This window comes from Rhodococcus wratislaviensis, assembly GCF_900455735.1.
In the GTDB taxonomy this organism is placed as follows: domain Bacteria; phylum Actinomycetota; class Actinomycetes; order Mycobacteriales; family Mycobacteriaceae; genus Rhodococcus_F; species Rhodococcus_F wratislaviensis.
Genome location: NZ_UAUI01000028.1, coordinates 13,620 through 26,228 on the forward strand (window position 1 = coordinate 13,620; position 12,609 = coordinate 26,228).

10 protein-coding genes are annotated in these 12,609 nt (G+C 64.5%); 5 read left to right on the forward strand and 5 right to left on the reverse strand.

Annotated features, from left to right (window positions below; genetic code table 11):
• Window positions 1–774, reverse strand: a complete 774-nt coding sequence (locus DTA22_RS33510) for an enoyl-CoA hydratase/isomerase family protein (RefSeq protein WP_112302273.1) — start codon at window positions 772–774, stop codon at window positions 1–3.
• Window positions 775–1,278: 504 nt separating this feature from the next.
• On the opposite strand from DTA22_RS33510, the gene DTA22_RS33515 reads away from it, so the two are divergent.
• Window positions 1,279–2,703, forward strand: a complete 1,425-nt coding sequence (locus tag DTA22_RS33515; protein WP_245973292.1) for an amino acid permease — start codon at window positions 1,279–1,281, stop codon at window positions 2,701–2,703.
• Window positions 2,704–2,906: 203 nt separating this feature from the next.
• Here the strand turns inward: DTA22_RS33515 and DTA22_RS33520 are convergent, their stop codons facing one another.
• Entirely contained in the window at window positions 2,907–3,815 is a 909-nt protein-coding gene (locus DTA22_RS33520; RefSeq protein WP_112302275.1) for a MurR/RpiR family transcriptional regulator, read from the reverse strand.
• A 377-nt stretch (window positions 3,816–4,192) separates the two neighbouring features.
• The gene (locus DTA22_RS33530; protein ID WP_112302276.1) at window positions 4,193–4,738 is read right to left on the reverse strand and encodes a dihydrofolate reductase family protein; all 546 of its coding nucleotides are present in this window, start codon (window positions 4,736–4,738) and stop codon (window positions 4,193–4,195) included.
• A gap of 911 nt (window positions 4,739–5,649) precedes the next feature.
• Here DTA22_RS33530 and DTA22_RS33540 point away from each other — a divergent pair.
• From DTA22_RS33540 to DTA22_RS33550, 3 genes are all read left to right on the forward strand, one after another.
• Window positions 5,650–7,716 carry an FUSC family protein gene (locus DTA22_RS33540; RefSeq protein ID WP_112302278.1) on the forward strand — a complete coding sequence of 689 codons (2,067 nt, stop codon included), beginning with the start codon at window positions 5,650–5,652 and terminating at the stop codon, window positions 7,714–7,716.
• Window positions 7,717–7,931: 215 nt separating this feature from the next.
• Window positions 7,932–8,135 (forward strand): cold-shock protein, encoded by a 204-nt coding sequence (locus DTA22_RS33545; RefSeq protein WP_037227806.1) that lies wholly within the window; start codon window positions 7,932–7,934, stop codon window positions 8,133–8,135.
• A gap of 418 nt (window positions 8,136–8,553) precedes the next feature.
• Window positions 8,554–9,306 (forward strand): hypothetical protein, encoded by a 753-nt coding sequence (locus DTA22_RS33550; protein WP_146777811.1) that lies wholly within the window; start codon window positions 8,554–8,556, stop codon window positions 9,304–9,306.
• 312 nt (window positions 9,307–9,618) lie between these two features.
• Here the strand turns inward: DTA22_RS33550 and DTA22_RS33555 are convergent, their stop codons facing one another.
• Window positions 9,619–9,987, reverse strand: a complete 369-nt coding sequence (locus tag DTA22_RS33555; protein ID WP_112302280.1) for a histone-like nucleoid-structuring protein Lsr2 — start codon at window positions 9,985–9,987, stop codon at window positions 9,619–9,621.
• 688 nt (window positions 9,988–10,675) lie between these two features.
• Between DTA22_RS33555 and DTA22_RS36930 the strand changes: the two genes are divergently transcribed.
• Window positions 10,676–10,801: a hypothetical protein gene (locus tag DTA22_RS36930; RefSeq protein ID WP_255309565.1), complete on the forward strand. Its 126-nt coding sequence runs from the start codon at window positions 10,676–10,678 to the stop codon at window positions 10,799–10,801.
• Between the two features lie 350 nt (window positions 10,802–11,151).
• Here the strand turns inward: DTA22_RS36930 and DTA22_RS33565 are convergent, their stop codons facing one another.
• Window positions 11,152–12,573 (reverse strand): WS/DGAT/MGAT family O-acyltransferase, encoded by a 1,422-nt coding sequence (locus DTA22_RS33565; RefSeq protein ID WP_112302282.1) that lies wholly within the window; start codon window positions 12,571–12,573, stop codon window positions 11,152–11,154.
• Window positions 12,574–12,609 lie beyond the last annotated feature (36 nt).

Consider the following 12,609-nt stretch of genomic DNA (forward strand, 5'->3'; position numbering starts at 1 on the left):
CTACTTTCCCTGGAAGATCGGGGTGCGGCGTTCGGCGAAGGCGGCCACACCTTCGGCCCAGTCCTGCGTGCCCATCAGCGCGAGCAGTTCCTGCGGTTCGGTGTCGAGCACCACCTCGAGCGGGTCGTTGCGGCGCAGCGCCGCCTTCATCCGAGCCAGGGACAGTGGCGCTTTCGCAGCCAGGGTGCTGGCGAGGGCGTGCGCTGCCTCGAACACCGTGTCGGCGGGAACCGCGGAGTGCGCGAGCCCCCACTCGAGGGCCTGGCTGCCGGTGAAGCGTTCGCCGAGGATCAGCATGTCGGTGGCCCGGCGCAATCCGACCAGGCGGGGCAGGCGGTTGGTGACGCCGCCGCCGACGAAGGTGCCGATGCTGACTTCGGGGAAGCCCATTTGGGCGTCCTCGGCGATGACGAGGAAGTCGGCGCTGACCGCCATTTCTGCGCCGGCGCCGAGTGCGTAGCCGTTGACCGCGGCAACGACCGGAATGTCCATCCGCTGGATCTGTTCGCATACCCGCTGGGCGAGGTCGAGGTAGTGCGCCTGCTCCTCGCGGCTGCGGGTACCGGAGTTGTGGGCCTTGAGGTCGGCGCCGACGCAGAAAGCGCGGCCCGTGCCGGTGAGGACGACCGCGCGCACGTCCGGGTCCGTGTCCGAGGCGACCAATTCGTCGATCAGCGTCTGGTACAGCTCCTCGCTCACCGCGTTGAGGCGGTGGGGTCGGTTCAGGGCCAGGGTCGCGGTCGAACCCGATCGGGTTGCCAGGACGGTCGTCATCGTCTCACGTCTCCTTCTTGTCGATCATCTTGTAAAGCTCTGTCCGACTGACGGTTTGACTGCAGGGTTCACGTCTGCTTCCGGGAGCCGTCAGCAGTCCCACTCGGTGCTCGCGCTCGGACGCTGTTCGTCCCGACGCGAGGAGCGGGGCCTCATGTGATCCATACAACAGCATCGCAATCCAGAATGCAAGCAAACTTGCACAAAATCACTTCAATGCAAACCGACTCGCACGGTGTCTGTGGCGCGTGTGCCGATATGTCCCGCCGGGTTCGCCGAGGGGCGGGGTCGAGATGTCCTCGCCGACGCCCCGGCTTGCGTCCTTTCGTCCGTCACTCCGCGCGGGGTGTCATTTGTGCAGGTCCACCCGCTTTCACGATTGTCATGTGAAGTTTGCACAGTGAAGAATGTATGCAAATGCACTTGCATGACGCGGCTCGGGCGTGTTTCATGACTCCTGGCAGTTACCTGGGTCACATCCCGAGTTCTATGGAAGAAGGCGTCGTGCCAACATCGCTCTCCAGCTCAGAGAATCTGAAGCACTCCATCAACACCCGCCAACTGACGATGATCGGCATCGGCGGTGTCATCGGTGCCGGCCTGTTCGTCGGCAGCGGCAAGGCGATCTCCTCGGCCGGACCCGGCATCGTCCTGGTCTACCTGTTCACCGGTCTGGTTATCATTCTGGTGATGCGGATGCTCGCCGAACTGGCGACCGCGAGTCCGGAGACGGGATCGTTCTCAACCTACGCATCCCGTGAATTAGGTTCGTGGGCAGGATTTTCCGTCGGATGGCTCTACGCATATCATTGGTGTGTGACGGTCGCGTTCGAGGCGATCGCCGGTGCCGCGATCGCGAACCAGCTGATACCCGTAGTGCCCACCTGGCTCTACGCGCTGATCTTCATGACAGTGCTCACCGGGGTGAACCTCGCTGCCGTGACATCGTTTGCGCGATTCGAGTTCTGGTTCGCGATGATCAAGGTCACCGCGATCGTGTTGTTCATCGGCGTCGGCATCGCCGCGATCTTCGGCGTGCTCCCGCATTTCGACTCGCCCGGAACCTCGAATCTGCTCGGCCACGGCGGACTGTTTCCCAACGGCGTCACTCCTCTACTGATCGCCGTCCTGACGGTCTTCTTCTCCTACTTCGGCACCGAGCTGGTCACCATCGCAGCCGGCGAGGCCAAGGACCCGGTCGTAGCGGTCCGCAAGAGCATGCGCAGCGTCGCCTGGCGCATCCTGCTCTTCTACGTCGGCTCCATCCTCGTGGTCGTCACGCTGCTGCCGTGGGACACCGCCGAAGTCACCAAGAGTCCCTATACCGCCGTGCTCAACCTGCTCGGCCTGCCCGGCGCACAGACCATTATGAATCTGGTCGTACTCACCGCCGTGCTGTCGTGCCTGAACTCCGGCATCTACTCCTCGTCCCGAATGCTGTTCTCCCTCTCACGCCGCGGCGAAGCCCCCGGTGCACTCGGGACCACCGGCAAGTCCGGGGTACCCGTCAAGGCCGTCCTCGCCGCATCGAGCGCCGGGTTCCTGGCGGTGATCGCGAACTACTTCCTGCCCACCGGTGCAGTGTTCACCTTCCTGCTCAGCTCCTCCGGGGCCGTCGCCGTGGTGGTCTACCTGTGCATCTGCGGAACACAGATCGCCGGACGTCGCAAGAAGACCGCCGAGGAGAAGGCAGCCCTGCCGGTCAAGATGTGGGGCTTTCCGTACCTGTCCTACCTCGTCGGCCTCATCCTGCTCGCCATCGTCGGCGGCATGGTCTTCACACCCGCCACCCGTACCCCCCTCGCGCTGACCATGATCGTCACCACCCTCGCGGTGGCGGCCGGACTCATCCACCAGCGTCGCAAGACGGCCTCCGCAGCCGAGCAGGCCGGCGACGTCGACGCAACCCTGTCGAAGTCCCCGCAGTAGCAACATTCCTTCGCCGCACAAGTGGGGTGCACCCGAAGTCGGGGTGCACCCCACCACTGCATCGAACCGTGTGAGCCGCGGTGCCTCCGCAGACGATCAGCCCGCGAGTACACGGCAACAGCGAGCTGTACGAATCTCCGCACGGCACGAAGTGGTCCGCTTCCCGCCGCGAATTCCCCGCGATGCATGCGGGGCCATCTCAGTCAGATGTCGGATCGTTCGGTGGCGTAGACGCGAAAGCTGCTGAGGAGTTTCTCCTCTTCGAGGAGGGTTTCGCGGACCTGGTGTCCGAGCAGGTGGGCGACTCCGCCGGACATCGCCTGGGCAAGGGAAGTGAAGGCTGTCATGGACCTGAGCACCGACGCGCTCGAAGCATCGATGTAGAAGGTGTCGTGTGCCGAGCCGGCGAGGGGTGAGCTGGCGTTGTCGGTGAACGCGATGACGTGCGCACCGCTCTGTCGCGCCCACTCCGCCGCACGGATGGTGTCGGCGCTGTAGCGGTGGATCGACATCGCCACGAAGCTGTCGCCCTCCCGGATGCGACGCAGATCATCGGTCAACGAACCGACACTCGCTGTGACCGTCTCGACGTCCTCGCGCAGCATCCGCAACAGATACCCGAGCAGGTATGCCGGTGCGTGGCATTTGCGCAGTCCCATGACGTGTACCCGAGGTGCCTGCGCCAGGTGCTCGACCGCGGACTTCCACGTCGCCTCCTCGATCCGCGCAAAGGTGCGGGCGATGTTGGCCTGATCGAGCGCCACCGTCTGCTCGAGCAGGCCCGCCCCCTCGGAGGCGACATGCTCGAGATTGTCGAACCGGCGCAACAGCTGCGCCTGCTCCTGAAGTCGCTCACGGCACAGTCTGGTCAGTCCGGGATAGCCCTTCAGGCCGAGGCCGGTCGCGAACCGCACCACGGTCGCCTCGTTGACACTTACAGCGGCCGCGAGCTCCGAGATGGTCATGAACGCCACCGCCTCCGGGTCGGACATCACCCGCTCGGCGATCTTGCGATGCGAGGGAGACAGCGACCCCGAACGTGCACGGATTTCGACAAGAAGCTCGTCGAAGGACTGGGGCCCCGTGGTGGTGTTTTCAGCCTTCGTGCCCATGCGGCCTCCTCGTCCGTGACGATCCATATATGTCGAGTCCAAGCCAACCCGATCGCAGGATGGTGAATTGCTTCCGAAAGAGCATCTGCAAGCATAGTTGCACTACGTGACCCGTCCACCGTCATCCGAGGTCTCGAAGGCGGGTATCCGGCAATGCTCCGGGAGTCTGCCAGTGGCCGCGGTGGTCTGCGGGGCCGTCGCCACATCGCGGTCCGCGGTGGGCGACGACGGGGCGGCATCGTTGCGGGTCCTATTGGGCGTCGTTGCCGCGTCGCGGGGATTACCGTCTCACTGGAACGGTCGACAACAGTCGCACTTCGATCACAGCGGCAACCACACTCCCGAATATGAACAGCAGGTGGTCCTGGGTGGTGTCCTCAGTTGGTGTAGCGCAGTAGACAGACGCCGTTCTGGAAGCCTCGTGCCTCCACCAGCTGCAGCCTCGGCATCTCGTATCCGTCGGGAAACAGCCGTCGTCCCCGACCCTGGACGGCGGGGTACACGAACAGCCGGTACTCGTCGACCAGGCCAGAGACGATCAGGGCGTGGGTCAGCGTGATACTGCCGGTGACCACGATGTCGCGGCCCTCCTGTCCCTTCAGGGCCCGCACCTGGGCGATCCAGTCGCCCGTGAGCAGGGTCGAGTTCCGCCACTGCGGGTCGGTCATGGTCGAGGAGACGACGTACTTCTGAATTTGGTTCAGCTCGTCGGTGATGCCCGTCTGGTCGTCGGTCTGTCGGGGCCAGTAGCCGCGGAAGTCCTCGAACGTCTGCCGACCCAGCAGCATCGCGTCCGCGCGCTCGGACTGCCGGCGGGTCGCCTCCAGTAGCTGCGGATCCTGGTCCGTGGGGTCGAACCAGTCGCCGAGCATCTCGATGGAGCCGTCGAGGGTGATGTTCTGGGTGATCGCGAGTTTCCTCATATCAGATACTGACCCCGCCACGGTCGTAAAATCATCGCCAACAGGCACAGCCCCATCTGTGGCGCTGCGGTCGAGCACTGGATCGACCTCATGGCGGGGAGCCGGTGAGTGTAGTCGGCAAGATCACGGACTGGGCGGGGCATTCACCTGAACAGGTTCACACCATGCGGGACGGATTGGCGGACCTCGAGCGCCGGGGACTTTGCCGTGATCTACGACTAGTCCCGAGCACGCCGAAGAAATCGTGGGATCCCGTCACGTAACTGGGCAAGCGGGGCGCATCAATCGACGGTGGCCCCCGATGGTTGCACCTACCTCTGTCTCGGGGCCGAGTCCCCAGATGTATCGAAGTTCTCAGACGCAGCCCCGGCAGATCCGCTGTACATTGACGGCGAGGCGACCGTGGTGATGGACCAGGACGCGACTGGTGCAGGTGAATTCGCCCAATCTGGACAGCACAGTGAACTTCGAGTCAACACCGCCGACAACCGGCTGCACTCCTCAGCGTGGTTCTCATGGCGATCGCCCTCGTGATCGGCATCATGAACGGACGCAGTGGTTTGAGCTCGGAACCTACGCTGCGCTACTGGTGTTGGTCATCGGCCTGAATGGCTGACTCGCGTGGACGAGGCGACATGGCGCAGTGTAGGGCGGTTCATTGCTCGTCCAAGCGTCGTTCGCTGGCCGGTTTGCTCCTCCTCGAAGGCGCGGTTGATCTCGAAGAGATCGGTAGCGACGTCGTCCGAGACTGACCGCGAAAGGTAGACGCGAATACGTCCCGAATCAACTTACGGTGCAGAGGATTAACGATCGACAGGAAGAGTTTCGGGATTGGGAGATATCGCAGAGCGCCACGCTGCGTCGAGGTGTCAATGACGCACGCGCGGGTTCCGTAGGCGCACAATCGGTGAATGGCTTTTCGGTTCATGCAGGAGACAGCCCGTTTTCTCGCGGTCTCCGATCCCGGCCGGCTGCGGCTTCGTGCCGCTACCGCCACGACGATCACCGTCGTGCTCGCGATGGTGGTGTTGTTACCGGGTTCCAACGCGATCGGCCAGCCACTCACCGTAGCGCTGCTCGGGACGGTCGTCGCGATGCAGTCCTCGGCGGCGGTCAAGGACAGGGATCAGCACAGCAGGGTGGTCACGACACTGCTGCTCGTGTTCCCTGCAATCGCAGCGGTGTCGATGTCCGCGGTGCTGTCCCAGTTCGGGAAGGTCGCCGATGTGGGCTTCATCGCGGTGCTCTTCGCGGCCGTCTGGGTGCGGCGCTACGGCCCGCGAGGTACGGCTCTCGGGATGGTCGCGTTCATCTGCTACTTCTTCGCGCTCTTTCTTCGGGCCCAGCTTGGGCAGATTCCCATCCTCACCGTGTCCATCGTCGTCGGCGTCGGTATCTCGCTCCTCGTCCGTACGGTGATCCTGCCGGACCGGCCCGGGCTCGAACTCAAACGGTTGGTTCGGGCGCTGCGGGCCGCGTCGATCGACGTGCTGGAGGTGGCGTCGAACAGGGGTGATCGGAACCTCGATCTACTCCGCAAGAAACTCGACCGGCTCGGAAGCACCGCGCTGATGATCGACGACTGGCTCGACCGCAACGATGCAGCTCAGCTCCTGAGCGTCACGAACGATGATCTGTCCGTTCGCATCTTCGACGCGCAAATCGCTACCGAACAACTCGTCAGCGCGCTGTGGGCGCTCGACCCGAACAAGTCGTGGCCGAATTCGCTGGGGCAGGCGACCACTGCACTGGGATCGTGCCTGCAGAACAATCCGTCGGAAGACCAACTCCGCGCTGCCCGACGCCTCGCCGCAGCGGCTGCAGACAAGTCCGATCCATCGACTCCGGCGGGTATCGCGACCGCCGTCGCGATGCGGGCAGTGCAGGCACACATCGCGATCCATCACATCACCAGCAATGCCCTGCGAACAGAATCCGAACCGAGGAAGAAGCCGGACGAGGGCGAAGAAACGGATACCGGATGGAATCCGAGCACCAAAGCCGCGATCCAGGTAGCCGTCGCGACCAGCGCTGCAACGATTCTCGGTGAGCTCATCTCGCCCGACCGCTGGTACTGGGCGGTCCTGACGGCCTTCCTCGTCTTCACCGGAGCGTCTACCCGCGGTGAGATTCTCTCTCGCGCAGGGCACCGCGTCGTCGGCACCATCGCGGGAGTTCTTGCAGGAGTGGTGCTGTCCGCGTTGGTCGGAAACAACCAGCCGTTGCAGCTGCTCCTGCTCGTCGTCTGCGTATTCTTCGCGTTCTACCTCGTCACGGTTGCCTACGCATTGCTCTCCTTCTTCGTCACCGTCATGCTTGCGATGCTGTACGGACTGCTCGGCACATTCAGCATCGAGGTACTTGAACTGCGCATCTACGAAACGGCGGCCGGCGGAATCGTCGGAATAGCGGCGGCGTACTTCATCTTCTCCACCGGAACGAGATCGACGCTGATCTCGAAGATCGACGACTACCTCGATCAGATGACTGCCATCATCGACACCGGTATCGGAGCCGTCGTCCAACCAGGCCACGAGACTGACCTCGTTGCCGACATCCGGAAGCTGGACAACACGCTGAAGGACCTTGTCACGGCGGGCAAACCCTTGGAAATGGGACCGACGACGCGGACTCGTCGGGGAGCGAAACGGTTGTTGCGGATCATGACGGTCAGCAATCGGTCGTCTCATGCACTCGCCCGAGCAGGAGTGAGCGCCTCTCGCGGCGAACCGGACAGCGGACCGTCGCAGGAGACCGCGAAGGCATTGGGCCAAGCAGCGGACGTCACCAAGGCAACCATCGCCGACGTCAAACGCGCACTCGCCGGCGAGCACGTAGAGCCTCCGGAGAAACTCACCGAAACCTCGGCACCCGACGTCATGCTGCAGTCGACCACCACGCCCGGGCCGGTTCGCAGTGCCGTCCGCTCGCTCAGCACCCTCAACCGCACGATGGGGGAGGCATTGACGCGTGTCTGATGGGGTCGTACATACTGCTGAGCGAAGCACAAAGCACGCCAGGCGCATGACACCATCACTTCCACCACAAGGTCACCGATAGTGCATCGATGACCGGCAATAGGTCGACGCGGACACAGTGCGCGTCTTCGCGTCTACATCGAGGATGGCAGGATCAAGTCATCGAGATCGGAACCTCGATGTGAGGTCCGGATCGAGATCTAGGGAGTATCGGCATGGCTCAGGGCATTGTGAAGTGGTTCAACGGTGAGAAGGGCTTCGGTTTCATCGCACCCGACGACGGAACTCCGGACGTTTTCGTGCATTACTCGGAAATCTCGGGCAGCGGTTTCAAGTCGCTCGATGAGAACCAGCGTGTGGAGTTCGAGGTCGGCCAGGGACAGAAGGGCCCGCAGGCCACGAACGTACGCACTGTCTGACCAGTGCAACTTGGGGACCGCATCCAGTGGGTGCGGTCCCCATCTATATCGTCCGATCGGTATCCGGGTGAGGGAGAGCGTTAACGAGGGTTTCCGCGACCCGCCCCTGCGTGGGCGGACTGAGGGCTGGAGGGGCGACGATCGCTGAGCCAGCGGTCTTGCTGCCATGCCAAGGAGAGCTGAAGAGGGGGAGCGCACCGCCCACGGTTCGCTCGTGGGAGTCATGGCATCGGTCAATGGATTGGTTGTGGCTCGGCCTGAGATGCTGTGTGTGAGAGGACGTCATCCAGGTTTCCCAGAGCCTATTCGGCTTCCTCCGCCGAATGCCCTCTCGCCACTGCTTTCTTGAGCGTGGGCGATGCTGGGTAGTCGATCCGACGTAGCCCGCACCGGCAAATCCCATTCGCGGGAGTCGACGATGATGACAAGACTGCAGGTCGCGATCGCGGTGATCGTGGGCTATTGGCTGGGCCGCTCCCGCCACACGAAGCCGGGCATGATGCTCGCCGCGGCGAGCGCAGGACGCCTCGCCGGCAGCCCGCAAGAGATGGTCGACCACGCCACGATGCTGCTCCAATCATCACCTGAGTTCGCTGCCCTCGACGAATCTGTGCGCGGTCAACTCCTGGACGCGGTGAGGGTGGCGGCCCTGAGCACCGAAACCGCCGGGATTGACATCGACAAGGACCGCCGGGTGGCCGGCGGCGCTGACGAGGCCGTCCAGATTGCCCACGAGACTGTCGAGGACACCGCGTGCTTGACCGGAGATGGCGTCGCCGTCGACACCGTCGGACCCGTCGTCGACGGCACCGAGACCACCGCTACCGAAGTCGGCACAGGTGCGCTTGGCGTCACGGGTGCGCTGACGCGCCGAAGGCGTGCGACGAGAGCGAGAGCGCCGGCAGCCGATACGTCCGAACATGCCGACCTGGCGGACTCCGGCAACGATGTGGACGCCGAGAAGGACACGACGGCAGCACTGTCCGACGAGACACCCACCGACAACGCCGCAGCAGCAGCCACACCGCCCACCGCCGAGGTCCGGGCCTGGGCCGCGCCCACGGCATCCCCGTGTCTGTCTGACCGCGGACGACTACGCGTCGAGGTATGGGAGGCCTACGCCGCCGCCCACCCCGGAGCACTGACATCGGGCGGAACTGCTCCGGCCTAGAGCCCCAGGCGCGGGCGTCAGAAGAAGCGGATCCGGGGATGGGCAATTTTCGAAGAATTCCGGCCGGCCGCGGCGTAGCGGTGGCGCACCCAGTCTTCGAGAAAGCGTGGGTTCCTTATTGGACAAATCGGTCCGCGAAAGGCGGCGAATTTGCGATTGCTCCAAGGCCTGGCCTCCGCGTCGAATGACAGATCTTGGAGCAGAATTTCGTCCAGGGACTCTTGCCGCACGCTTCCTGCGAATGCCGCTCGCCCTTCAGCTTCCCATTCCATCCCTACTGCCACGGACATCAAATAAAACCATGCTCGGTCGTCAGTGAGCAGCGTTGTACGCTTCCGTGATCTCGGTGGGAATGCGCCCGCGGACACCGACTTCATAGCCCTGTTCCTGAGCCCATTCCCGCACTGCCCTCACATGGTCACGGTCGCGCCGCACAGGCTTCCGCTTGACCTCACCGCCCGACGTGAGTGCGCCCGCGGATCGATTCTTGCGGCCACCTACCTTCGTGGCATGATCGATGTAGTGATCGAGTTTCTTGTGGAACTCCTTCGCGTTCCTCGCCGACAAGTCGATCTCGTAGTCGATTCCATTCACGGAGAAGACGATCGTCTCGCCCTTTCCCTCCGCAATGGGAGTTCCGTCGATATCGTCGACGTGTTCGACAACAATTTGGCGCGCCATTCCAGCTCCTTTGTCCCTTTTACGCACCCACTCTACGTCCATTACGCAATGCTCGCCTCAGCCAAAATGCTGTACCCCACTGTATGCACCGAAAATGGAAAATCGGACGGAAATTCTTAGCGAAACGGACATTATCCACCGAGCGGGTCAGCTCTCGAATGCATGGCGGGTGTTGGAAGTGGCCGGGGCCTTGGGGCGACGCGAAGAAGTCCGCGGCGAGGGCGACGGACGGGGGACTCAATGGAGGCGTTTGCGGATCCGGCCGGTGCGGGCAGTCCGATGTTTCGGGACGGATGGCTACGGGCACGCCGGGAGTATGACGACCGAACACGGAACTACGCATGTCTCCGCATCCGGGTCTGCGGGGGATTGTCTCCTTCCGCCGCTGAGGTCCGGTGGCCGGTTGCACATCGTCGAAGGTCGGCCCTGGCGGCGGGCGCTCGAGTGCGTTGCGGTTGGCGGCACGGAGGGTAGAAGGCCGTGGCACGGGGCGCCGGACCCCCATGATCGGGATTTGCTGCTGGTTGTGCTCTCGACAGATCCCCGCATGGTGTTGTGTGTCGAGGTGGTGGCCGGAGGTGCGGCCCACCCCGGCGGCAACATCGTGGTACGCCCCTCCGAGACGGTTCTGTTCCGTCACGGCATTCTATTCGATGCAGTGAAAAAGCGTTCAGGACTTCATGTTCGGATGTACGAGAGCTACCGCGGGGCGGATGCGCATGCGATCCTGGACGCCCTCGACAAGGAGTACCACCTCGATACACCGTGGTTCACCCCCGCACGGTGGCTCGAGGGCTACGGGGTCGACTTCTAGCCGGGTGACCAGTCGGGGACGGGCGGCGGTACGAGCTGCCGCCGATCCGCAGCACCGGCCGGGCAGCACGAGCCGCGTGCCCGCTGTCCATCGCCCTGACATGGTCTCGCAGCGTATTCGGGCCACGACCTCGAGGCGTGTCAGCCGTTGGCGTGGAACGGCGCGCCCCGTCCGCGGCTCCGTGGGGTGCGGCGGCGGAGGAGGACCTGGAGGCCGGTGGTGCCGCCGAGCAGCATCATGAGCAGAGCCTTGTGGATGTTAATGGGTTTCCTTCCTATCGGGTGCCGATGGTGTGGCGGTCGGCGGAGAGGGCCGCAATCCGGGGTCTTGATCCCGGCCCCGGGGTGGTGTTACAGGCCGACAACCTGTTCGAGGGCGTGGAGTTCGCCGTCGAGGTGGTCGAGCGTCGGGTGCAGGTTCGGGACGGTGCGCCGGCAGCCGGTCAGCCCGAAGACGAGTTGGTCGTCGCTACTGGTGCAGGTGATGTTCAGGGCTTGTCCGGTGACCGGGATCGACAAGGGGTACAGGGAGTCGAGGCGGGCGCCGTTCCAGTACAGCGGGGTGTCGGGTCCGGCGACGTTGGAGATCACCAGGTTGAAGGGCGGCCGCTGAGGTCCCCGCCGGCCGAGGAGCATTTCGATGCCGAGGGGGGCGGCACCGAGGGCGCTCATCGCCAGCACTTGGGCGGGGCTCATCGCGCCGAGGGCGTGTTTGCCTTCGCGCATGCAGGTGCGCACGGTGTCGAGGCGGTGGGCGGGGTCGGGCAGGTGGGTGGCGAGGTTGCACATCAGCACCCCGATCCGGTTCCCGCTTGCGGATTCCGCATCGATGCCGCAGTTGGTGGGGCGCAGGGAGACCGGGACCATCGCGATCAGCGGCTCGGCGGGCAGCGCGCCGAGATCGTGAAGGTAGCCGCGCAGAGCTCCGGCGGACATCGCCAGGATGATGTCGTTGACGGTGGCGTCGGCGTGTTTGGCGAGCAGCCGTATCCGTTCGAGCGGCCAGGTGCGAGCGGCGAAGTGCCGGGCACCCCCGATCGAGACGTTGAACATCGTGTGCGGCGCCCGCGTCGACAGCGGCCCGCCCTCGGCGCGTAGGGCGCGGTCCACGGTGCCGGCCAGCGCCGGTGCCAGGCCGGCGACTTCCCCGGCCGCGCCGCGGACTCCGCGCAGGACTCGGCCCGACATACCCCGCAGATTCGTTGGCGACGATGACACTGGCACCGGACCGGCCACGTCGGTCGCCGTCAGGGGTGCGGTGGGTTGCCAGGGGGCGGGCATGCCCCTTCGGGAAGGGTCCGCACTCATGCTGCGGCGCAACAGGTTCATCGCGGACGCGCCGTCGGCGAGGGCGTGGTGAATCTTGGTGTACACGGCGTAGCGGCCATCGGCGAGGCCTTCGATCAGGTGCATCTCCCACAGCGGGCGGCTGCGATCGAGTGGCGTGCCGTGCAGTCGCGACACCAATGTCATCAGTTCCGGCATGCCACCCGGGCGGGGGAGGGCGTTGCGGTGCACGTGATAGTCGACGTCGACGTCGGTCACGGTCTCCCAACCCCACTGCCCGAGGGTGGTCACCGATCGGCGGGCGCGTCGGCGCAGCAGCGGTGCCACCTCGTCGGAGTCCAGCGCCACCTCGAACAAGGCCCCCATCTCGTCCGTGTCGGTGCCATCCGGTGGGGTGAAGGTCGCCAGGCCGCCGACGTGCATGGGATGCTCCCGCGACTCGCCGAGGAGGAACAGCGAATCGGTCGGTGACATCGGCAGCAGCATGTGAGGTGTCCTTTCCGTTCGTCCGGATCGGTACCC

Coding starts and splice junctions, on each gene's coding strand:
- DTA22_RS33510 (WP_112302273.1), bottom strand. CDS start 774: ATGACGACCGTCCTGGCAACCCGATCGGGTTCGACCGCGACCCTGGCC.
- DTA22_RS36930 (WP_255309565.1), top strand. CDS start 10,676: ATGTACGAGAGCTACCGCGGGGCGGATGCGCATGCGATCCTGGACGCC.
- DTA22_RS33540 (WP_112302278.1), top strand. CDS start 5,650: ATGGCTTTTCGGTTCATGCAGGAGACAGCCCGTTTTCTCGCGGTCTCC.
- DTA22_RS33555 (WP_112302280.1), bottom strand. CDS start 9,987: ATGGCGCGCCAAATTGTTGTCGAACACGTCGACGATATCGACGGAACT.
- DTA22_RS33550 (WP_146777811.1), top strand. CDS start 8,554: ATGATGACAAGACTGCAGGTCGCGATCGCGGTGATCGTGGGCTATTGG.
- DTA22_RS33520 (WP_112302275.1), bottom strand. CDS start 3,815: ATGGGCACGAAGGCTGAAAACACCACCACGGGGCCCCAGTCCTTCGAC.
- DTA22_RS33530 (WP_112302276.1), bottom strand. CDS start 4,738: ATGAGGAAACTCGCGATCACCCAGAACATCACCCTCGACGGCTCCATC.
- DTA22_RS33565 (WP_112302282.1), bottom strand. CDS start 12,573: ATGCTGCTGCCGATGTCACCGACCGATTCGCTGTTCCTCCTCGGCGAG.
- DTA22_RS33545 (WP_037227806.1), top strand. CDS start 7,932: ATGGCTCAGGGCATTGTGAAGTGGTTCAACGGTGAGAAGGGCTTCGGT.